Source organism: Bradyrhizobium sp. B117 (assembly GCF_038969555.1).
Classification (GTDB): Bacteria; Pseudomonadota; Alphaproteobacteria; order Rhizobiales; family Xanthobacteraceae; genus Bradyrhizobium.
This window is the reverse complement of sequence record NZ_CP152414.1, coordinates 7590604-7612218: the sequence shown is the minus strand read 5'-3', so window position 1 is coordinate 7612218 and position 21615 is coordinate 7590604. Positions and strand designations below refer to the sequence as shown.

General features: G+C 65.9%; 21 protein-coding genes and 1 pseudogene. 10 read left to right on the top strand and 12 right to left on the bottom strand.

Going from position 1 to position 21615, the window contains the following annotated elements; genetic code table 11:
- Positions 1 to 14: 14 nt before the first annotated feature.
- From AAFG16_RS36930 to AAFG16_RS36915, 4 genes are all read left to right on the top strand, one after another.
- The gene (locus tag AAFG16_RS36930) at positions 15 to 599 is read left to right on the top strand and encodes a hypothetical protein (protein WP_342733262.1); all 585 of its coding nucleotides are present in this window, start codon (positions 15 to 17) and stop codon (positions 597 to 599) included.
- Between the two features lie 152 nt (positions 600 to 751).
- Positions 752 to 985 carry a hypothetical protein gene (locus AAFG16_RS36925; RefSeq protein WP_283087055.1) on the top strand — a complete coding sequence of 78 codons (234 nt, stop codon included), beginning with the start codon at positions 752 to 754 and terminating at the stop codon, positions 983 to 985.
- Positions 986 to 1213: 228 nt separating this feature from the next.
- Positions 1214 to 2956 (top strand): HAMP domain-containing methyl-accepting chemotaxis protein, encoded by a 1743-nt coding sequence (locus AAFG16_RS36920; RefSeq protein ID WP_342733260.1) that lies wholly within the window; start codon positions 1214 to 1216, stop codon positions 2954 to 2956.
- Positions 2957 to 3310: 354 nt separating this feature from the next.
- Positions 3311 to 4999, top strand: coding sequence for a methyl-accepting chemotaxis protein (locus AAFG16_RS36915; RefSeq protein ID WP_342733258.1), 1689 nt, complete (start codon positions 3311 to 3313; stop codon positions 4997 to 4999).
- A 195-nt stretch (positions 5000 to 5194) separates the two neighbouring features.
- Here the strand turns inward: AAFG16_RS36915 and AAFG16_RS36910 are convergent, their stop codons facing one another.
- The 6 genes from AAFG16_RS36910 to AAFG16_RS36885 all read right to left on the bottom strand — a co-directional run bounded on the left by AAFG16_RS36910 (position 5195) and on the right by AAFG16_RS36885 (position 11961).
- Complete coding sequence (locus tag AAFG16_RS36910) at positions 5195 to 7915, bottom strand: DUF2339 domain-containing protein (RefSeq protein WP_342733256.1); 2721 nt, start codon at positions 7913 to 7915, stop codon at positions 5195 to 5197.
- A gap of 93 nt (positions 7916 to 8008) precedes the next feature.
- Positions 8009 to 8977 carry an NAD regulator gene (locus AAFG16_RS36905; RefSeq protein WP_283081251.1) on the bottom strand — a complete coding sequence of 323 codons (969 nt, stop codon included), beginning with the start codon at positions 8975 to 8977 and terminating at the stop codon, positions 8009 to 8011.
- A gap of 109 nt (positions 8978 to 9086) precedes the next feature.
- On the bottom strand, positions 9087 to 9593 hold the full coding sequence (locus tag AAFG16_RS36900; protein WP_342733254.1) for a protein tyrosine phosphatase: 507 nt from the start codon (positions 9591 to 9593) through the stop codon (positions 9087 to 9089).
- Between the two features lie 258 nt (positions 9594 to 9851).
- Complete coding sequence (locus tag AAFG16_RS36895) at positions 9852 to 10466, bottom strand: HD family hydrolase (RefSeq protein WP_342733252.1); 615 nt, start codon at positions 10464 to 10466, stop codon at positions 9852 to 9854.
- Positions 10463 to 11089, bottom strand: a complete 627-nt coding sequence (locus AAFG16_RS36890; protein ID WP_342733250.1) for a DNA-3-methyladenine glycosylase I — start codon at positions 11087 to 11089, stop codon at positions 10463 to 10465. The genes AAFG16_RS36895 and AAFG16_RS36890 overlap by 4 nt, the downstream gene beginning before the upstream one ends.
- A complete protein-coding gene (locus tag AAFG16_RS36885; protein WP_342733248.1) occupies positions 11086 to 11961 on the bottom strand; it encodes a folate-binding protein in 876 nt (291 codons plus the stop codon). Before AAFG16_RS36885 ends, AAFG16_RS36890 begins: the two co-directional genes overlap by 4 nt.
- 96 nt (positions 11962 to 12057) lie before the next feature.
- Here AAFG16_RS36885 and AAFG16_RS36880 point away from each other — a divergent pair, with 96 nt between their 5' ends.
- From AAFG16_RS36880 to AAFG16_RS36860, 5 genes and pseudogenes are all read left to right on the top strand, one after another.
- Entirely contained in the window at positions 12058 to 13392 is a 1335-nt protein-coding gene (locus AAFG16_RS36880) for a dihydroorotase (protein ID WP_342733246.1), read from the top strand.
- A gap of 229 nt (positions 13393 to 13621) precedes the next feature.
- Positions 13622 to 14487 (top strand): annotated as a pseudogene (locus AAFG16_RS36875) (sulfurtransferase).
- 95 nt (positions 14488 to 14582) lie between these two features.
- Complete coding sequence (locus AAFG16_RS36870; protein ID WP_342733244.1) at positions 14583 to 15287, top strand: RNA polymerase sigma factor; 705 nt, start codon at positions 14583 to 14585, stop codon at positions 15285 to 15287.
- 89 nt (positions 15288 to 15376) lie between these two features.
- Positions 15377 to 15910: a DUF4142 domain-containing protein gene (locus AAFG16_RS36865; protein WP_342733242.1), complete on the top strand. Its 534-nt coding sequence runs from the start codon at positions 15377 to 15379 to the stop codon at positions 15908 to 15910.
- 11 nt (positions 15911 to 15921) lie between these two features.
- Positions 15922 to 16242 carry a cupredoxin domain-containing protein gene (locus AAFG16_RS36860; RefSeq protein ID WP_283081242.1) on the top strand — a complete coding sequence of 107 codons (321 nt, stop codon included), beginning with the start codon at positions 15922 to 15924 and terminating at the stop codon, positions 16240 to 16242.
- 3 nt (positions 16243 to 16245) lie between these two features.
- On the opposite strand, the gene AAFG16_RS36855 is transcribed toward AAFG16_RS36860, so the two are convergent.
- From AAFG16_RS36855 to AAFG16_RS36840, 4 genes are all read right to left on the bottom strand, one after another.
- On the bottom strand, positions 16246 to 16512 hold the full coding sequence (locus tag AAFG16_RS36855; RefSeq protein WP_235539844.1) for a hypothetical protein: 267 nt from the start codon (positions 16510 to 16512) through the stop codon (positions 16246 to 16248).
- A gap of 273 nt (positions 16513 to 16785) precedes the next feature.
- Positions 16786 to 17163 (bottom strand): TIGR02301 family protein, encoded by a 378-nt coding sequence (locus AAFG16_RS36850; protein ID WP_283081241.1) that lies wholly within the window; start codon positions 17161 to 17163, stop codon positions 16786 to 16788.
- Between the two features lie 208 nt (positions 17164 to 17371).
- Positions 17372 to 17806: an NUDIX hydrolase gene (locus AAFG16_RS36845; RefSeq protein WP_283081240.1), complete on the bottom strand. Its 435-nt coding sequence runs from the start codon at positions 17804 to 17806 to the stop codon at positions 17372 to 17374.
- Positions 17807 to 17839: 33 nt separating this feature from the next.
- Positions 17840 to 18340: a hypothetical protein gene (locus AAFG16_RS36840; protein WP_342733238.1), complete on the bottom strand. Its 501-nt coding sequence runs from the start codon at positions 18338 to 18340 to the stop codon at positions 17840 to 17842.
- A 63-nt stretch (positions 18341 to 18403) separates the two neighbouring features.
- On the opposite strand from AAFG16_RS36840, the gene AAFG16_RS36835 reads away from it, so the two are divergent.
- Entirely contained in the window at positions 18404 to 19162 is a 759-nt protein-coding gene (locus tag AAFG16_RS36835; protein ID WP_342733236.1) for an SOS response-associated peptidase, read from the top strand.
- A gap of 114 nt (positions 19163 to 19276) precedes the next feature.
- On the opposite strand, the gene AAFG16_RS36830 is transcribed toward AAFG16_RS36835, so the two are convergent.
- A complete protein-coding gene (locus tag AAFG16_RS36830; RefSeq protein ID WP_342733234.1) occupies positions 19277 to 20470 on the bottom strand; it encodes a CoA transferase in 1194 nt (397 codons plus the stop codon).
- Between the two features lie 36 nt (positions 20471 to 20506).
- Positions 20507 to 21436, bottom strand: coding sequence for a glycine reductase (locus AAFG16_RS36825; RefSeq protein WP_342733232.1), 930 nt, complete (start codon positions 21434 to 21436; stop codon positions 20507 to 20509).
- Between the last annotated feature and the right edge of the window lie 179 nt (positions 21437 to 21615).

The window sequence follows — 21615 nt, the reverse complement described above, 5'->3', positions numbered from 1 at the left end:
GTTCGGAGTTGAGCATGCTTGCGCGTATTGTGTTGGGGGCTGTCACGGCGGCAGCGACGTTTGCGCCGGCCGTTGCAGGTAGCATGAATGCCGACGAGGCACGCCGCTTTGTGGCTGGCAAGGTGTTCGCCTTCACCTGTTTCGACGGCACGCGCGGCGCAGGCCGCATTCTCGACGATCTCGGCGCCGCCGGGGCCGTGCAATTCTCGGGCTCTGGCCCGGTGAAACATCTCCGCCTGCCCGGCAACACGCTCCAGATCCGCGGCCAGAACGTCTGCGCGTCGATAAAGGGCATCCCGTTTGAGCCCTGTTTCAACCTGGAAAAGACCGACGAGCGCAGCTTCCGCGGCTCGGTGTCGGGTATGGGCTTCGCCTATTGCGACTTCCATCACCAGGGCGGCAACCAGATGCTGATGGCGCGTGCCGCGGCGCGTCCGCGCTCGCTGCGCTCCGAGCGCACCGGATCGGTCGGCGCCTCCAACACCGAGGTCGCCGCGCGCGTGGAGACGCCCCGCGTCGAGAGCGGCCGGCTTGAGCCGGTGAAGGCCGAACCCGCCAGGAACGACGCCCCGCTGGAGCTACGCCGCTCGACCCAGTGAGCTGGCCGCGGGATCCCACCGCGTACTTTGTCCTTGAAGAGCCCCATCGAGCACGAAGCCGCTGCGCCGTAATCATACGGACGGCGGTTTTCATGCGTTGGTAGCTAGTCGCGTCCCAGTTTGCGCAGGGCCGGGGGGCGCAAGGGTTCTACATGTCGCTGTATTTCTTTCGCATCAGCACCGGCCGCTATTCCGGCGCCGCCGACCAGCCGTACGAGTTCGAGGACCGGGCGGCCGCCTGGACCGAGATGACCGAGGTCTGCGCCAATCTACTCGGCGGCATCGCGCGCGGCCTGAAGCCGAATGCCGAGTGGCGCATGGAGCTGCTCGACGAGAACAAGAAGCCGGTCTTCCGCGTCAGCCTCGTCGGCGAGAAGGTGGGCTGACGACCGCGAATAGCGCGACAGGCGTTAACGAACGCCAAGGCATGCAAATTCGCGAAGTGCAGATTCGCTGCACGCGAAAAGTGCGTAAGTCCGGCAACTTAAGCAGCGTTTTCAGTATTTCTACCTACCCCGCGGTGCGCCCCGTTTAACGTTAATGAGGAACCTCTCTGCTAGTTTTTCCCGACTGTTCACGCGCGTCCGCGCGGCCATGCGTAGCCGGGAGTATCGATGTCCTTCATTCAAAATCTGCGAATTGGCACCAAGCTCGCCGTCACCTCCGCGCTGACCATCGGGCTCGTCGCGCTGATGATTTTCCTTCAGAGGAGTGGCGACGCCGAGGTTCAGAAGCTCGGCATGAGCGCGGCCGGACAGCAGGCGATCGCGCAGAACGCCGCCGAAGCGAAGGCTTCGGTCCGCGGCATGCAGATCGGCATTCGCGACATCCTGACCTCATCCTCGCCGGCCGAGATGCAGAAAGCCGTCACCTATTTCAACGACCGCCAGACGGCGGCCCTGAAATTCGCCGGTGAGATGGCGAAGCTCTCGCGCTCCCCCGAGAACCGCAAGCGGATCGATCGACTGACGGTGCTGATCGGCGATTTCGGCAAAGGCGCTCAGCAGATCGAAGCCATCCGCAAGCAGGAGCTCGCGCTCGAGGGCAAGAAGGACGGCGAGGCGGCGGCGCAATTCGCAAAGCTCACGGCCGAGATCGATCGCGTCCGCAAGGGGACGCTGGTGCCGATCAACGAAGAGATTTCGGATCTGTCCAACCAGATCACCGAGTTCGCCAAGCAGAGAAGCCTTGAGGCCCGTGCCGAGGCTGAAGCGGAGGCGGCGTCGGTTGCGCGGACCTCGCTCGTCGTCGGTGTGCTGGTCGCGCTGGTTCTCGTCGGCGCGTGCATCTTCTCGGTCTTCAGCATCGCGCGGCCCATGCGTGCGCTGACGCTGGCGATGGAGAAGCTCGCCGGTGGCGATTTCTCGGTGGTGCTGCCCGGGCTCGGCCGCAAGGACGAGGTCGGCGAGGTCGCCGGTGCCGTCGAGAAATTCAAGGTCGTGTCCGAGCAGAAAGCGCGCGCGGAAGCGGAAGCCAAGATGCGGCAGGATCAGATCGCAGCCGAGCAACGCAAAGCGGAGATGCGCAGGCTCGCCGACAGTTTCGAAGGCGCCGTCGGCGAAATCGTCGGCACGGTGTCGTCGGCCTCGACCGAGCTCGAAGCGTCCGCCACGACGCTCACCTCGACCGCGGAGCGTACGCAACAGTTGACCACGGTGGTTGCGGCCGCTTCGGAAGAGGCCTCCACCAACGTGCAGTCGGTGGCCTCCGCCACCGAGGAACTGTCGTCCTCGATCACGGAGATCAGCCGCCAGGTGCAGGAATCCGCGCGTGTCGCGAGCGAAGCCGTCGGCCAGGCTCGCACCACGACCGAACGCGTCAGCGAACTGTCCAAGGCGGCGACACGTATCGGCGATGTCGTCGAGCTGATCAACACGATCGCGGGCCAGACCAATCTTCTGGCGCTCAATGCCACGATCGAGGCGGCGCGGGCCGGCGAGGCCGGCAAGGGGTTTGCGGTCGTCGCCTCCGAGGTCAAGGCGCTCGCCGAGCAGACCGCGAAGGCCACCGGCGAGATCGGTCAGCAGATCTCCAGCATCCAGGCCGCGACGCAGGAATCGGTCGGTGCCATCAAGGACATCAGCGATACCATCGAAAAGCTGTCCGAGATCTCCTCGACCATCGCGGCGGCGGTCGAAGAGCAGGGCGCGGCGACGCAGGAAATCTCCCGCAACGTGCAGCAGGCCGCGCAGGGCACGCATCAGGTCTCGTCCAACATCACCGACGTGCAGCGCGGTGCGAGCGAGACCGGTTCGGCCTCCTCGCAGGTGCTGTCCGCCGCGCAGATGCTGTCGGGCGACAGCAACCGTCTCAAGCTCGAGGTCGGGAGATTTCTCGAGACAGTGCGCGCGGCCTGATCCAGGCGTCGCCGGGCAGGGAGTAGCTCCGACGGCCGCGCTTGCTTGCGCGGCCGTTGTCGCCTTCATACGAACCGGTTGCAGCTTGGATGATGCACGGCCTCACGTGAGGCACATTCGCGTGTGCAGCGGGATGCCGCCGCAACCGCAAAATGATTGCGTGGACGTTAAGTATCGAGAATCGGTGAACCAGTAGTTCCACTAGGTTCTTGTTAACGCCTGTTTGCAATTATGGGCGCTATCTTACCGGATAAGAACCAGCCAGCATTGTTGGAAGGAAGCCGGCCCTATCGTCCGATGCGACGATTGCGGCGCGGGTGACTTGTGCGTTGCCTGGTATCAGGGGGTGTGGTGATGTCGAAGTTGTCGATCGTGTTCAAGCTTCTGACCGTGCTGTCGGTCCTCGTGCTCTCGCTCGCCGGCGTCGGCGTGACGGCGATCGGCACGATGCAGAACATCAACGCCCATACCGTCGAGATCGCGGACAGCTGGCTGCCGAGCGTGCGTGCGCTCGGCTCGCTCCGGGCCGACATCAACGAGCTGCGCGTCGCGCTGCGGCTGCACCTGATGCAGGAGAGCGCCGAGGGCAAGGAGGCCGCCGAGAAGCGCCTCGCTTCGCTGCGCGACCGCATTGAGCAGACCCGCAAGGTCTACGAGCCCCTGATCACCTCATCGGAAGAGCGCTCGCTCTATCAGCAATGGGCCACGGCCTGGGGCGAGTATCTGAACGGCGTGCAGGAGGTGATGGCGCTGTCGCGCAAGAGCGTCGGCAAGTTCCCGACTGAGGCCAACGAGATGCTGCAGACCAAGGTCGCGAAGATGGCACAGGCGGCCGACCCGCTGCTTCAGAAGGGCATCGAGCTCAACAATCGCGGCGCCGAGCTGGAGACGAAGCAGGCGGCCGACAGCTACGCCATGATCTTCCGCGTGCTGGTCGGCATCATCGTGCTTTCGGTCGTGATCGCGATCAGCGCCGCCTATTATCTCGTGCGCGATGTCTCGCGTGGCATTGCTTCGATCATCAAGCCGATGCAGTCGCTCGGCGAGGGCGACCTTTCGGCCGAGGTGCCGCATCGCGGCGAGAAGACCGAGATCGGCTCGATGGCGGATGCGCTCCAGATCTTCAAGGAAGCCCTGATCGCCAAGAAGGCCGCCGACGAGGCTGCCGCGGCCGATGCCGAAGCCAAGATCGAACGCGGCCGCCGCGTCGACGCCATCACCGGCAGGTTCGAGGCCATGATCGGCGAGGTCGTCGGCACCGTGTCCTCGGCCTCGACCGAGCTCGAGGCCTCGGCCTCGACGCTGACCAGCACCGCGCAGCGCGGGCAGGAGCTGGCAACCGTGGTTGCCGCCGCGTCCGAGGAAGCCTCCACAAACGTCCAGGCGGTGGCCTCCGCCTCGGAAGAGCTGTCGTCCTCCATCACCGAGATCAGCCGCCGCGTGCAGGATTCGTCGCGGATGGCGGCGGAAGCGGTCGAGCAGGCGGCGCGCACCAACGAGCGCGTCAATGCGCTGTCGCAGGCGGCGTCCCGCATCGGCGATGTCGTCGAGCTCATCAACACCATCGCGGGCCAGACCAACCTCTTGGCGCTGAACGCCACCATCGAGGCGGCGCGCGCCGGCGAAGCCGGCCGCGGCTTCGCCGTCGTCGCCTCCGAGGTCAAGGCCCTGGCCGATCAGACCGCGAAGGCCACCGGCGAGATCGGGGCGCAGGTCTCCGGCATCCAGGCCGCGACGCAGGAATCCGTCACCGCCATCCAGGAGATCGGCGGCACCATCGAGCGGCTGTCCGAAGTGTCTGCGGCGATCGCCGCGGCCGTCGAGGAGCAGGGTGCGGCGACACAGGAGATCTCGCGCAACGTCCAGCAGGCCTCGGTCGGCACGCAGGAGGTTTCCTCGAACATCACCGACGTGCAGCGCGGCGCGATCGAGACAGGCGAGGCCTCGGTCGAGGTGCTGTCGGCGGCGAAGTCGCTGGCGACGGACAGCACGCGCCTCAAGGTCGAGGTCGCGCAGTTCCTGGAATCGGTCCGCGCGGCCTAGACGTCGCACACGGTCGTTATTCACCTCTCCCGCAGGGAGAGGTCGGATCGCATCGAAGATGCGATCCGGGTGAGGGGTTACAGTCTCACGATGCGCTGCGGCCCCTCACCCGGATTGCTGGGGACGATGCTCCGCATCGCCCGGCGCAATCCGACCTCTCCCCGCTGGGGAGAGGTGGGCACCTCCCCTGGAGCTCTACGGGCTCGTTTGCGGAGCCGGCGGCGATGTGACCTGCCGCCGGAACAGGATGCGCTGGTAGAGCCAGCCGATCGCCACCAGCACGATACCGAGGCACATGAACGACAGTGCGCGGTAGACACCCGTCAGCGTCGACATGTCGATCACGAAGGCCTTCAGGATCGTGAGCGCGATCACGACTGCCGAGGCCAGCCGCGCGCGCTCGGAGTTGACGAGGATGCCGACACCGAGCAGCACCACGCCGAAGGCGAGCCAGCCGATCGAATAGGTGTACTGCTCCGCGCCCGTCGTGGGTCCCGTGGAGAGGATCGGGCCGTGATAGAAGCGGCGGATCTCCAGCGTGACATAGGCGAGCGCGAACAGCAGCGCACCGCCTGCGATGGTGTTGGCGTAGACCTTGCCGCGCGCGCCGACCACGGCATAAGAGAGCGGCAGCATCAGCACCGCCGGCAGCGCGTAGCCGAGCAGCAACAGGTTGAACACCGCGCCGCCGACGTCGATGCGCCAGATCAGCGGGTTCTCCAGGATGAAGAGGCCGAACACGCTGATGAGGCCGGCGATCACGGTGAGCACGACCGCGCCGACATTGTGCACGATGCTGCCGCTGCGCAGCCGCAGCCGTTCCAGGCCGATGGCCATCGCGAGCGAGACGCAGACCTGCAGCGCGAATTCGAGCAGTGACGGCGGCGAGATCATGTCGCCGCCGGTCGCAAGGTGACGGATCTCCATGAAGGCGAGCAGCGCGGTGAACAGGATCGCAGCCGCTTCGACAACGCGCAGCGGGGCGTCATCGCCGTGGCGGCGCAGGAAGATGCTCGCACCCCAGAACGAGGCCGCCGGCAGGCCGTAACCCCAGAGCAGCCAGTTGAAGATCGGCGTCGTGCCGACGGCATCGCCGACGATGCGCGGATCATAGGCGATGCGTGCGGTGACGATCGCGGCGAAGATCGCAGCTAACCGGCGCAGCACTGGAATTGGCCGCTGCAACGAGATCCAGGCGGTGCCAAGCGACATCAGTGCGAGCGCAATGGTGAGCCAGCCCTTCTCCAGCGCGAAGGTCAGCGCCAGCGCCAGCGCGCCGAGCGTGCCGGTCGCGAACAGTGCGATCGAGGTTGCCACGCCCGGTCGTTCTTCGCGACGCATCAGCGCTTCGGTCGCAGCGCCGAAGGCCGCAGCGAGCAGCACTGCGAGGATCGCGAACGGAATGGAGCGGTCGAGATGGGCGATCCGCGCATAGAGCGCAACCAGGATCGCGATCGGCGTCGCGACGCCAGCCGCCGACCACACCACCGGAATGATCGCCGAATTGGAGCGGCCCTGGGAGAGGAAGCCCGCGACGCCGAAGCCGGCGGCGAAGATCGCGGCCATCACGAGATGCAGCGTCACGGAGCTGTCGGTCGCGACCGGTCCGACGCCGGGCATCGGGCCGCCCGGCAGCACCAGCATATCCGGATTGGCGCGCACCGCCCATTCCGCGAACACGATGAAGACGGTCGCAGCGGCTGCGCCCAGCGCGCCAGTCGCCGCCGGCGCCCGCCAGGCGACGAACAGCGTGCCGCCGACTAGCAGCGTGAACGCGATCAGCGCAAGGTCCGCATGCGCGCTTGAGAGCACGATCAGCATCGCGCCGAACAGATAGGCGCCGAGCGAGCTCGACGACACCGGCTCGATCTCGCCGTCCTCGATGGTTGGTCCGAACATGAAGCCGCAGACCACGAGCAGTGCGGCGAGCACGAAGCCGGCGATGACATGGAAAGCGTGCGGCGCGACCTGCAGATCACTGGTGTCGAGCCCCGGGAAGACCCAGAGCACGGCGAACACGATGGTGGTCACCGCAAGCCAGCGCCACAGCCGGATGCGGGCGAGACCAAAGCTCGCGGCGGTAACGATGGCGAGATAAATGTAGAGCGCCCAATAGTCCGGTTTGCCGCTGGAGACGAGGACCGGCGTCGCAAACGCGCCGACCACGCCGAGCCCGGCGAGCGCAGGGCCATGCAGCAATGCGGCGGCGAGCGTGCCCATCGCGACGATGCCGAGCAGCACGAAGGCGGTTGCGGGCACGAGGAAGCCGTAGAGCGCGTAGGCGGCGTAGATGGTGGCAAACGCCACCGCCGTTCCGGCCGCGGTGAGGATGGCGGGGATGTTGGCGATCGGCAGCGCCGCGATGTTGGAGATGCTCTCCTTGCGCCGCGTCCATTCGCCGGCCGCGAGCAGCGCAGCCGCAAACAGGCCGCCGAGGAACACGCGCACGCCGGGGCCGACCAGGCCGGCCTCGATCGAATAGCGCACCATGAAGAAGCCGCCGAGCGCGAGCGCAAGGCCGCCGATCCACACCACCCAGCGCGTGCCGAGCCGTTCCTCGAAGCCAGGTTCTCTGGAAACAGGCGCCGGTGTGGGCAACGGCGGCGGTGCATCGCCGGCGGTGCTCGCTTCGAGCGACGGCGGCGAGGCCTCTTCGGTGACGAGCGGAGGCGGCGCCGCCTCGGCTTCCGGCGCAAGCGGCGGCGGTTCGGCGGCGGCAGCCGTCGCGGGCGCCTCGGGCTGCACTTGGGCGGGCAGGAGCGGCGGCGGCTGCACCTGCCGCTGCGCATAAAATTTCTCTTCGAGCGAGCTCAGCCGGCGGCGCAGCTCGGTCGCCTGGCTGGAAGCCTTGATCGCGATCAGGAAGGCGATGATCGCAATGATCAGCGCGAAGACGTCAAACGGGCCGTCGAACATGAAGCCTCCTGGCAACCGGCGCGCAGGGGCCGATCACACGAATCTCAGCATGATCTTCTCGGAAAACCGCTACGCACTTTTCCGGATCATGCCCTAGCGCCGGGAGCGGACGCGCAAGCCCGGCGCGGGCCGCTCCTGGAGCACCTCGCGGCGGAAGCGGTAGAGCGCTGCCGGCCGTCCGCCGGTCTGTGTCGACATCACGCCGGTCGGTTCGACCAGGGCTTCGGTTTCGACCAGGCGGCGGAAATTCTGCTTGTGCAGGTGCCGGCCGGAGATCGCCTCCACCGTATGCTGCAATTCCGTAAGTGTGAACTCGGCGGGCAAAAGTTCAAACACCACAGGGCGATACTTCAATTTCGCGCGCAGCCGCGCGATTGCCGTGGCGAGAATCCGGCGGTGGTCGAACCGCATGGAGGTGCCGAGCGCGGGCAGCGCCTTGCGCGCTAATGCCGCAGGGCGGCCGTCGCGCCGTGCCTCCTCGATCAGGCCAGCCTCGTACAGCAGCTCGTAGCGGTCGAGCACGCGCTCCTCGTCCCAGGGCGCGCCGTCGAGGCCGAAATAGAACCGCACGCGATCTTTTCGCGGCAGTGCGCGCGTCGTCTCCGGCGTCTCTTCCTCGGCCCATTTGGCGAGCGCCGGGATGATGTCGCGGGCGATGATCGCGGGCGGCTGCTCGCGCCAATCCTCCCAGGGGAAGAAGCGATACCAGGGCTCGAAGCTCGCGCCGGTCGCAGCAAGCTCGCCGTCCACCGCGCGCGTCAGCGCGAGATAGCCGATCGACACCATATGCGCGCCGGTGTCGCCGGCCTCGGCATGGCGGCCGCGGTCGCCGAAGGTGTAGAGCTGCTCGACATAGCCGAGCCGCAAGGCCGCCTGTTCCTCGACCCAGGCGCGCAAGCCGATCTCGAAGGTGCGGTGGCTGAGCGCGTCGAACGGCCCGAACGGCAGTCCGGCCAGCCCGTCGCTGCCGCGCGCGGTGAGGACCAGCGGCTCATGATCCGCGATCGCGACGATCGCCGCAGTCAGCCCGATCTCGATCGGCGTCAGCAGCTTGTCGCTCATGCGATGATGATCGCGCGTGGTGGCACGTCATGCCCGGCTATGACGGTGCGGATGCATCCGGGCATTAGAAGGGGCGCAGTCCTGGCGCGGCTGCTATTCGACTCTCGCCTCATGCGAGCTCGATCACGAAGGGGCGGCTTTCGACCATCATCGCGCCCGGGCCCATCTCGTCGAGCGCACGCAGCATGCGGCCGTTGCGCCCGAGCGCGCGGTCGGCGAGGCTGACGATGCGCCGGTTCGGCGAGGCGATCGGCGAAGCCGCGCGGATCTTCTTGGCGATCTCGATCTCGTCGCGCTCGGGATTGAGCGCGCACACGGCCGCAAACGCGCTCGCTGTGGAGCGGCTGATGCCGGCATAGCAATGCACCACCAGCGGCGCAGCGCGGTCCCAGCCGCGCACGAAAGCCAGCACCTGGTCGATATGCGCCTCCGACGGCGCGACGAAACCGTCCATCTCCTCGGTGATGTCGTCCATCGACACCTTGAGATGGTTGGCCGGCAGCACGGACACCGGACGCGCGACCTGCTCGACATTGGCCATCACCGTCAGCACATGGCTGGCCTTGGTGAGGCGAACGGTTTCGGGAAGCGCGGCGAGGGAACAGACGTGGATCATGGTGGACCTTTTTCTTGATTATAGCCGCGGCCGTAGGGTGGGCAAAGCGAAGCCCATGGTGTCCCTGCATCTACTTTCGTCGTCCCGGACAAGCGCGCCTAAAGCGCGCGCAGATCCGGGACCCATAACCACAGGATTGAGTTTTGCGAAGACTCGTGGTTGCCAGTTTTGCGCCGCAACCGTTTCCTGTGGTTATGGGTCCCTGCTTTCGCAGGGACGACACCGGAGTTACAGGCGCCACCAAACCAAGACAATGACTTACGCAAACACCGCGCCGAACCGCTCCAGAAACTGCTTCTCGGCCCGCGCCGCGGTCCAGGGCGTGAGATAGTCGCGCCGGACGCCGTCGGAGAGGCCCGGGTCCTTGCCGAACAGGCGCCTGGCTTCGCTTTCGCTGAAGCCGGCAAGCTCGGTCGCCTCGAGATAAGCCGCGCCGCGATCGGCGGCCTTGATCGCCTGCGTGATCTCGTCCGGCAGCACCGGCGGCAGGCCGAAGCGGATGTGGATGGCGCCGAGCAGGCGCTTCTCCACCGCCTTGTAATGCCCGTCGAGCACGGCCTTGAACGGCGAGATCATGTCGCCGATGACATATTCGGGCGCATCGTGCAGCAGCGCCGCGAGCCGCATGCGCTGGTCGACGCGCGGCATCTCGTGCCGCATCACGGTCTCCACCAGCAGCGTGTGCTGCGCGACCGAGAAGATGTGCGCACCTGTCGTCTGCCCGTTCCAGCGCGCCACGCGTGCCAGCCCATGCGCGATGTCGGCGATCTCGACATCGAGCGGCGAGGGATCGAGCAGGTCGAGCCGCCGGCCCGACAGCATGCGCTGCCAGGCGCGGGATTGCGCATCGTGCGCCGTCTTCTTCGCGGTCATTTGGCCTTGAGGCGCGGCTTGCGCTGCGTCTTGCCGCAGGTCGCGTGGCAATGGCAGTCGACGAGATGGTCGTTGACCATGCCGGTCGCCTGCATGAAGGCGTAGACGATGGTCGGGCCGACGAACTTGAAGCCGCGTGACGACAGCTCTTTCGAGATCTGCACCGACAGCGGCGTCGAGGCCGGCACGCTCGCGGTGGTCTTGAAATGGTTGACCTTGGGCCGTCCGTCCATGAAGCCCCACAACAGCTTCGAGAAGCCCGCGCCCTTCTCCATGATGTCGAGATACGACTTCGCGCTCAAAATCGTGCCTTCGATCTTGGCGCGGTTGCGCACGATGCCGACGTCCTGCATCAGCGCATGAACTTTCTTCTCGTTGTAGCGCGCGATCTTCTCCGGCTGGAAATCGTCGAAGGCTTTGCGGAAATTGTCGCGCTTGCGCAGGATCGTGATCCAGGACAGGCCGGCCTGAAAACCGTCGAGGATCAGCTTTTCGTAGAGCGCGCGGTCGTCATACTCCGGTACACCCCATTCGGTGTCGTGATAGGCGACATAGAGCGGATCTTCGCCGGGCCAGGGGCAGCGGGTCTTTCCGTCAGGATGCAGGCGGGGGGCTCGGCTCATGCGGTCGGCTGCTTGGTTGGAATACGCACGATCTCAGGCTCGGCGAGCGTCAAGGGCAGGCCGCCGGCGGTGAGCGGCTGACCGGCATCGAGCGCGTCGGCGACGCGGTCGATGCGCACGAGCGCAATGCCCTTGCCTTGCGCCGACGAACCCATGGTGCCGACTTGCTTGTCCCCGGCCATGACACTGACGCCAACCTCCGGCGAGAGATTGTCGAGCAGCACCTTGACGCTGCGGGTGCGCGCGGTGCCGCGATGCTGCATGCGCGAGACGACCTCCTGGCCGACATAGCAGCCCTTGTCGAAATCGACGCCGGCGAGGCGGTCCATGTTGGTCTCGTGCGGAAACGCGTCGCTGTACATGAAATCGAGCCCGCCGCGCGGCACGCCAAGCGCGATGCGATGCGCCTCGTAGTCGGCGGCATCGACCAGCTCGGCGCCGATCAGGTCGGACAGCTTTTGCTTGAGATCCTCGGGGATCAGTATGCGGATGCCGAGCTCGGCATTGCGCGGATCGGCGAAGGCGAGGTCCGGCTGCGCCGCAGGCTGGCCGCCCCAGGCCGCGAGCACGCCGAGATCGAGGTTCTCCACCGTGACCTTGGCGCGCAGCTTGTAGAATTTCAGCTTGGTGGCGAGTCCCTCGGCCAGCGGCTTCGGGCAGTCGATCAGGAACCCGCCGCCATGGCCCGCGGGCACCTCCGTGATCAGGAAGTCCACGATGATCTTGCCCTGCGGCGTCAGCAGCGCGCCGAATCGCCCCAGGCCCGGCTTGAGCCTGTCGACATCGGTGGTGATGAGGCCGTTGAGGAAGTTGCGCGCATCCTCGCCCGCGACCTTGACCACGCCCCGGTCGGGAAGAAACGCTGATTTCATGCGAAAATCTCTTGCGACATGTTGCTCCGGAACGTAAGCCCGCAAGGCATAAACGACAAGACCTCGAGCCCTGCGCTTGGGGATGAGAGAGGCCCCATGACCCAGCGTTTCGATGTGATCTTGAAGGGCGGCACCGTCGTCAACCAGGACGGCGAGGGTGTTCGCGACATCGGCATCATGGGCGGTCGTATCGCCGCGCTGGGGGCGCTGTCGCAAGGCTCCGCCGCGGAGGTGATCGACTGCAAGGGCCTGCACATCCTGCCCGGCGTCATGGACACGCAGGTGCATTTCCGCGAGCCCGGGCTGGAGCACAAGGAAGACCTCGAGACCGGCTCGCGCAGCGCCGTGATGGGCGGCGTCACCGCCGTGTTCGAGATGCCGAACACCTCGCCGCTGACCGTGACGGAAGCCACCTTCACCGACAAGGTGAAGCGCGCCCATCACCGCATGCATTGCGATTTCGCCTTCTTCATCGGCGGCACCCGCGAGAACGTGCAGGACCTGCCGGTGCTCGAACGCGCGCCGGGCTGCGCGGGCGTCAAGGTGTTCATCGGCTCGTCCACCGGCGCGCTGCTGGTCGAGGACGACGAGAGCCTGCGCCGCATCTTCCAGGTGATCTGCCGCCGCGCCGCCTTCCACGCCGAGGACGAGTACCGCCTCAACGATCGGAAATCGCTGCGCATCGAGGGCGATCCGCGCTCGCATCCGGTCTGGCGTGACGAGACCGCGGCGCTGATGGCGACGCAGCGCCTGGTCAAGCTCGCGCACGAGACCGGCAAGCGCATCCACGTACTGCACATCTCGACCAAGGAAGAGATCGAATTCTTGCGCGACCACAAGGACGTCGCCTCCTGCGAGGCGACGCCGCATCATCTGACGCTGGTCGCGCCCGAATGCTACGAGCGGCTCGGCACGCTCGCGCAGATGAACCCGCCGGTGCGCGGCGCCGATCACCGCGCCGGCATCTGGCGCGGCATCGAGCAGGGCATCATCGACGTGCTCGGCTCCGACCACGCCCCGCATACGCTGGAAGAGAAGCAGAAGACCTATCCCGCTTCGCCCTCCGGCATGACCGGCGTGCAGACGCTGGTGCCGCTGATGCTCGATCACGTCAATGCCGGCCGCCTGTCGCTCGCAAGGTTGGTCGATCTTACCAGCGCCGGCCCCGCGCGCCTCTACAACATGGCCAGCAAGGGCCGCATCGCCGCCGGCTACGACGCCGATTTCACTGTGGTCGATTTGAAACGCAGCGAGACCATCACCAACAAATGGGTGGCGTCGAAAGCCTGCTGGACGCCGTATGACGGCGTGCGTGTCACGGGCTGGCCCGTCGGCACCTTCATCCGCGGCCGCCGCGTGATGTGGCAGGGCGAGCTGGTAGCGGCCTCGCAAGGCGAGCCGGTGCGGTTTCTGGAGACGCTGAAGCAGTAACGTGATGTGTCGTGGGGACGCATAGTGCCTCCCCACTCGTCATTGCGAGCGTAGCGAAGCAATCCAGAATCCCTCCGCGGCGGCAGTCTGGATTGCTTCGCTTCGCTCGCAATGACGAGTGGAGGGGCCGTAGCCCGCATGAGCGCAGCGACATGCGGGTTTTCACTTTGCGAGGTTCCCGGGTTTCGCTACGCTCACCCGGGCTACAGCTTTGCAGCGCGAGGTGACAATGTCCCAACCGACGCCCCTCATCACCACCGAGCAACTCGCCGCCATCCTCGGCGATCCCAATTTGCGCCTCTACGATTGCACGACCTACAACGAGCCCGTGCCGCCCGGCAGCGACGTGCCGTATCGTGCCGTGCCCGGCGACAAGACCTTCGCGGCCGGCCACATCCCCGGCGCCGATTTCCTCGACCTGCAAGGCGAGTTCTCCGACACCTCCGCAGGTCCGCTCTTCATGATGGCCGAGGTGCCCGAGCTCGAGGCCGCCTTCGGCCGTCACGGCGCCGATGCAAGCAAGACCATCGTGCTCTACAGCATCGGCAGCATGATGTGGTCGACGCGGTTCTGGTGGATGCTGCGCTCGCTCGGTGTCGATGCGCGCGTGCTCGACGGCGGCCTCGACAAATGGAAGGACGAGGGGCGGCCGATTGAGACCGGCGCACCAAAGGGCTATCCGGCTACGACCTTCAAGGCGTCGCCGCGCGCGGGCTTCTTCGTTGACAAGAACACCGTGAAGGCGCGGATCGGCGATCCCTCGACCGTGATCGTCAATGCACTCGGACCGCAGTTTCAGGACTCGAGCCGAGCCGCTACGGCCGGCCCGGTCGCGTGCCTGGCAGTGTCAACGTTCCCGCGGCGACGCTCGCCAATGCCGACAAGACGCTAACGAGCCTCGCCGATGCCGAAGCGAAATTCGCCGCGGCAGGCGTCACGCGGGACAAGAATGTGATCGTGTATTGCGGCGGCGGAATCTCGGCGACGATCGACCTGCTGATGCTGACGCAGCTCGGCTACGACAAGCTCACGCTCTACGATGCCTCGATGGGCGAATGGGCGAGGGACCCGTCCCTGCCGATCGAGACGGATTAGGTCTTACCCTCCAGGGGAGGGTAAGAAAGTTGGGAACCTTTTCCCTTGGCCTGCATCCAATGTCCGGAACGACGCGAAACAAGCAGGTGACCGCCATGCAACGGACCGCAGCCGGCCTGTCCGCCGGCGCAAAAACCCCAGAAATCAGGACATCGGAAGCCGAACTGATCGACCGGGCCCGGGGCCGGGACGAGGCTGCGCTGCGCGAGATCATGCAGGCCAACAACCGCAGGCTCTACCGCCTCGCGCGCGGCATCCTGCGCAGCGACAGCGAAGCCGAGGACGTGGTGCAGGAAACCTATGTCCGCGCCTTCACCCATCTCGACGGCTTCAGGGGCGAATCCGGGCTGTCGACCTGGCTGTCCCGCATCGCCATCAACGAGGCGCTTGGCCGTGCGCGTAGCGCCAGGCCGCATGTCGAGCTTGGCGCGGTGCCGGAAGCGGCGCTCGAGGCGCAGATCATCAAATTTCCCGTTTCTCCCGCAGGCGATCCGGAAAGGACCATGGCCCAACGTGAAATCCAGCGCGTCGTCGAACGCGCCATCGACGAGTTGCCGGATGTCTTCCGCATGGTGTTCGTCGCGCGGGTCATGGAGGGCATGAACATCGAGGAGACCGCCGATCTGCTCGGCGTCAAGCCCGAGACCGTGAAGACGCGGCTGCATCGCGCCCGGGCCATGCTGCGCGAGAATGTGGAGAGGGAGATCGGCCCGGTGATGATGGATGCGTTCCCGTTCGCCGGCTGGCGTTGTGAGCGGCTGACGGAGGCCGTGCTGAAGCGGCTCGGCATCGGCGGCTGAAATTTTTCGGGAACGTTTGCGCCAAACGTCCATCCAACACCTGTGACGCAACGCCGGCAAACCGTCCGGCAGCACAGGAGTGTCAAACCATGTTCATCCGTTGGAGCGCGGCGGCCGCCGCAGCCATTCTGTTGTCCAGCCCCGTGCTGCTGCAAGGCGCGCGCGCTGCCGACAAGCTCACCGATCCGCAGATCGCGCACATCGCCTACACTGCCGGCGTGATCGACATCAACGCGGCCAAGCAGGCGCAGAAGAAGTCCAAGAACAAGGACGTCAAGGCATTTGCCGACGACATGCTGCGCGACCATGAGACGGTCAACAAGCAGGCGCTCGCGCTGGTCAAGAAGCTGAATGTCACGCCCGAGGACAACGACACCAGCAAGGCGCTGTCGAAGCAGGCGAGCGACAAGCTGGCCGAGCTCGACAAGCTGAGCGGCACAGCCTTCGACAAGGCTTATGTCGCCAACGAGGTCGCCTACCACAAGACGGTCAACGGCGCGCTCGAGACCCAGCTGATCCCGTCGGCGAGCAACGCCGAGCTCAAAAGCCTGTTGCAGACCGGCCTGAAGATCTTTCAGGGCCATCAGCAGCACGCCGAGCACGTCGCAACCGAGCTGAAGTAGGAGCGTGTGAGATGAAGCCGGGACGCCTCGCATCGATCGCGCTTGCGGCCATCTTCATGTCGATGGTTGTCCCGGCACACGCCGCGACGATCGAGATCGCGATGGAGAATCTCGTGGTCTCACCGGCTGAGGTGTCGGCGAAGGTGGGCGACACCATCAACTGGATCAACAAGGACGTCTTCGCCCATACCGCCACCGCGAAGAACGGCGATTTCGACGTGACGCTGCCGCCGAAGAAGTCGGTGTCGTTCGTCCTGAAGAAAGCGGGAACGGTCGAGTATTACTGCCGCTATCATCCCAACATGAAAGCGACGCTCAAAATCGAGCCGTAGCGCCTACTGCCTGGAGACGCCGACCGAGAATTCGCCGTTGCGCACGCGGCCGGGAAGGCCCTCGACGAATTTCGCCACCGCATCCTCGCCATAGGTGCCGACCAGCTCGGCGAAGGCGGCGAACAGGCTTGCCTGCGCCAGGCAATCGCCGTCGACGCCGTCATGGCGCGCCTCGGCCCAGGCCTCGTTGAGATAGCTCAAGGCAGCCTGCTTCTGCTCGTGATCGGGCAGCGGCGCGCGGGCGGGGGCGTAGGAAATCGGCTGGCTCATGCAACTCGGTCAGGGCTGGGGCGCGATCCACGGCGATGCGCTGTGAGAGAGGTGTAGCACGGGTGTTAACGACCGCTAGGGCACATCTTTAGGAACGGTTAACGGCTGTGAACAAAGTGATGACAGGTTCCCGTCACTGTCATTCCGGGACGCACGAAGTGCGAACCCGGAATCCATCGGGCCGCAGAGTCGGTGGTGGGATGGATTCTCAGGTGCGCAATTGCGCACCATAGCTCGCGCTGCGCGCGCCCCGGAATGACAAGGGGAGAGACCTCAGTTCGCGTAGCGCGCCGTGAGATCGCGCGAGATCTTCGAGCCTTCCTCGATATAACGGCGGATCGCCACCGTCGCCGCCGGCGTGCAGCTCCGGTAGGTCTGCTGGAAGCCGTTATAGCCGCGGTTGAAGCCGGCGATCATGCGGGTTCGGCGCTCGCCGGAGGGGGTTTCGGCATCGATCAGCGCCTGCATCTCGCTGCGCCATTTGTTGCCCTCGTTGGAGCCGCAGATGCCGCGCAGATAGTGCAGGCCGCCCAGGATCTCCGCCAGCCGCTGCAAATCGGCGTCAAATGGCGCCGCCACGTCCTGGGCCCTCGCGGGCACGGAGGCGCAGGCGAGAAGCAGGGCAAAAATGGCCAGAAATCGCGTGGACATCGGCGGCTGTATGCCCCCTCGGGGCGACGGGCGCAAGGCGGAGCCGCGCGGGTGGTGCGCTCCCTCCCCCGCCTGCGGGGGAGGGTCGGGGAGAGGGTATCTCCGCGGGCGAGAACCCCCTAGAGGCGAAAGCCCTCACCCGCCTCGCATCTACGATGCGAAGCGACCTCTCCCGCAAGCGGGAGAGGCGTCAGAGCTCGCGGCTCGGTCAGGGGCCAACCAGGCGCGCAGCGGACTGGATGACCTCCTCGAGCCCCCCGGTCAGCTTGAGGTCGCCCAGGCTCGCCAAGGCGTCCGGGGCGATCCAGCGGTAATCGTCGAGCTCGTCGTTGAGGGCTGGTTCCCTGGCTACCCAGCGGGCGGCAAAGGACATGATCAGGTAGTGCCCGGCGCCGGGCGCGCTGGGCAGCACCTCGCGCCAGCCGGCAAGGCCGATGATCTCGATGTCCAGCCCGGTCTCCTCGTCGACCTCGCGCTTGAGCGCCTGGTGTAGCGATTCGCCGAACTCGACCCGGCCACCCGGGAGCGAATAGAAGCCTTTGGCGGGCGAACGGGCGCGGCGGGTCAGCAGCACCTTACTGTTGCGAAAAATCGCGGCACTGACCGCGATCTGGGGATGGGTGGGCTGAACGACCGCCGACATTTTCTTAAAGGACCGGTTCTTAAAGGACTTGGCTCAGTTGGCCATGATGGTGTCGACGTCGGCCTCCGCGCCGCCATTGATGATGCCGCCGCAGGCCGCGATCAGCGGCTTGACCCAGAGTGTGGCCTGCTCGGCGAGCCGGACGCGGGTCGTATCCTTCTCGACCTCGCGCATGGCCGAGCCGACCGCGGTCAGGATCGAGGTCATGGTGTCGGTGATGTGATCGAACTGGGCGCGCACATTCGGATCGGCCTTCTCATAGGCCTCGATGGCGAGATCCCGTGCCTTGAAATTCGATGCCGTGAAATGCTCGGCATAGGACAGCGGCGACCAGGTCAGAAAATCTTCCGCGCATTCGGGCATGTCGGGGACCATTTCCAGCAGCATCACGGCTTCATTGAAATGGTTGAGATAGTCGGTGGCAAGCCCGGTCCGCGGGTTGATGTTGGCCACGCGCAGCCGTTCGGCCCAGGCGGCGGCCTCGAGGCCCGTCTGTACATGCGTCCGCGCGGGTTGGGAGGCCATTGAGCTCATCGGCGGCAGTGTTAACGTTCGGGGTTAAAAGGACCTGAACGGACCCTATATAGACGCCCAAGGATGTGTGGACGCTTCGTCATAACTTCAGCCCCCGCGGCTTTACGGCAACTGTTCGGCTATATCGAGCAGCCGAATTTCCCGCCACGGTACAATGTCGCCCCGACACAACCGATTCCGGTCGTTTTGGTCGAGAATGGCGCACGCCATTTCCGCCTGATGCGCTGGGGACTGCTGCCGAGCTGGGTCAAGGATCCCAAGGGATTCACGTTGCTGATCAACGCCCGCTCGGAGACGGTGCTCGAGAAGCCCGCGTTCAAGAAGGCTATACGCCGCCGCCGCGGGCTGATTCCGGCCGACGGCTATTACGAGTGGAAAACCATCGAGGGCCGCAAGCAGCCCTTCTTCATCCACCGCGCCGACGGTGAGCCGCTTGGTTTCGCGGCGGTGTTCGAGACCTGGGTCGGGCCGAACGGCGAGGAGCTCGACACGGTCGCGATCGTCACCGCCGCGGCGGGCGAGAATCTGGCCGCGCTGCATGACCGCGTGCCCGTCACCATCAGCCCGCGCGATTTCGAGCGCTGGCTCGAGATCCGCGGTGACGAGGTCGATCATGTGTTGCCGCTGATGACGGCGCCACGCATCGGCGAATTCGCCTGGCACCCCGTCTCCACCCGCGTCAACCGCGTCGCCAATGACGACGAGCAGTTGCTGTTGCCGATCAGTGCGGAGGAGATGGAGGCGGAGGCGCCGAAGCCGAAGAAGGCGGCGCGGAAGGTTGCAGCGAGCTCGGCCGATGACGGGCAGGGGTCGTTGTTCTAGCTGCGCTGCCGTAGGGTGGGCAAAGCGAAGCGTGCCCACCATTGCATGTCGTAGAAACAGATAGATCGTGGGCACGGCGCGTTGCGCCTTTGCCCACCCTACGGCAGCGGAGTTTTAAACGATCTCCCAAGCCCTCAACGCCGCGATCTCCGTAGCATCAAATCCCAGCTCACCCAGCACCGCATCCGTATCCGCCCCCAGCTCCGGCGCCATCCGGTCCAGCCGTCCGCCGCCATGCGCGAGCTTGAAGCCGCTGCCGGCAAAGCGCAGGTGGCCGTAGGGCGTGTCCAATTCCTGGATGGCGCCCCGCGCGGCAATCTGCGGATGGTCGATGACCTCCTCGACTTTCCAGATGCTGGCGCAGGGCGCGCCGGCGTCCTCGAGAATTTTCTCCCATTCGCGCGCCGGCCTTGCCGCGAGCGCCTCCTCGATGATGGCACGCAGGGCTGGCTCGTTCTCGTTGCGCGAAAACCAGTCGGCGAAGCGCGGATCGGACAGCGTGTCCGCGCGGCCGAGCGTCGTCATCAGCGCGCGATACTGCTTCTCGTTGTTGACGGCGAGCAGGATGTGGCCGTCGCCGCATCTGAACAAATTCGCCGTCGTCCTGCGGCTCACCGCCTGGTTGCCCGACAGCTGCTGGCGATGGCCGGCGACCGACCAGTCCGCGATCTGGCCGGAGAGGAACGCCATCGTCGCCTCCAGCATGGAGACGTCGATCAGCTGCCCCTTGCCGGTGCGGTCGCGCTGGTAGAGCGCGCTCGACACGCCGAACGCGGCGGTCGCGCCCGAGAGCACGTCGCACACCGCAAAGCCCGCGCGCGTCGGCCCGGTCTCGGGATGGCCAGTGATCGCCATGATGCCCGACAGCGCCTGCATCTTGCCGTCATAGCCGGGCCGCAAGCGGTCCGGGCCGGTCTGGCCAAAACCTGACACCGCGCAATAGATCAGCTTCGGATTGATCGCGGAGAGTGCTTCATAGCCGATGCCGAGCTTGTCCATCACGCCGGGGCGGAAATTCTCCATGACGACGTCGACGGTCGCGGCGAGCTTCTTCACGATCGCGATCGCGTCAGGCTTTTGCAAGTCCAGCGTCAGGCTGCGCTTGTTGCCGTTGATGGCCTGGAAGGCCGGCGCGAGGCCACGTTCGGCCCATTCGCGGGAGAGCGGCGTGCGGCGCATGTCCTCGCCCTCGCGCCGCTCGACCTTGATGACGTCGGCCCCCAGCAGCGCGAGCTGGTAGCTCGCATAGGGGCCGGCCAGCACTTGCGTGAAGTCCAGGATCTTCACGCCCTCGAACGGTCGCGTCACGTCGCTCTCCCCTTGGTTTGTTTTTGTTGGAGGACGTCAGGCAGCGCGGTTGCCGCGCGCGATCTCCTTCTGCTTGTCGAATTCGGCGCGGCGGCGCGCCAGCTCTTCCGGCGTCAGCTGCGCGACGTTGTTGTAGTCGAGCTTCCAGGAGGCGTCCTCGCTCCAGCGCAATGGCGACTGCATCGTGGTCTGCGGACCGCTCGCGGTCTCCAGCAACCTCAAGGCCAGCTCCAGCGTCTGTGCCTGCGAGGCGACGTCGTGCGGCTTGCCGGCGGAGTTGCCGAGCGGGAAGTCGGAGAACAGGAACCGCGGCACGGCGGCGTGCTCGATGATGTCCTTGGCGCAGCCCATGATCACGGTCGGGATGCCGTTGCGCTCCAGGTGCCGCGCCACCAGCGCGGTGGTCTGGTGACAGACCGGGCAGTTCGGCACCAGCACGGCGACGTCGACCTTGTCGGCAAGACAGCGCGCCAGAATCTCCGGCGCGTCGGTGTCGATCGTGACGCGATGGCTGCGGTTGGTCGGCGCGCCGAAGAAGCGCGGGGCGACTTCGCCGATGCGTCCGGCGGCGCTAGCCTTCAGCAACTGCGGCAGCGGAAACCAGGTGCCGCTGTCGGTCGCCGTGGTGTGCTTGCGGTCGTAGCCGATGTGGGAGATGCGCAAATCGTGCTGCTGCGACGTGTCGCCGTCGTAGACTTGGTAGAATTTGGCACTGCCATTATACGCCGCGCCCGGCCCCTGGTCGCCCTTGGTCGGATCGTACGGCGCAGCGGTAGTGATGAGGGTCACCCGCGATTGCGCCAGCGGCTTCTTCAGCGGCTGGAACGGCGCCTCGGTGCAATGCGCCCAACGATACGGCGTGGTGTAGCCGATCGCGGTGTAATAGTCCCGCGTGCGCTGCATATAGGGGACAGGGGAGTCATAGTCGGGCGCAAAGCCGAATTCGTCGTCGCGCGGAGCGGACATGGGCGCGTCTCCTGGTTCTTGGTTGAAGCCAGACTAGAGATAGTTTTGAGGTTGCTCAACGGGGGGCGGGGGGGCGCAGGTCTGAATTGCTTACCGCGATGGCTCGCCGCGCGGCAGGTGCGCTCCCTCGCCCCGCTTGCGGGGAGAGGGTTGGGGTGAGGGGGAGTCTCCGCGAGGAC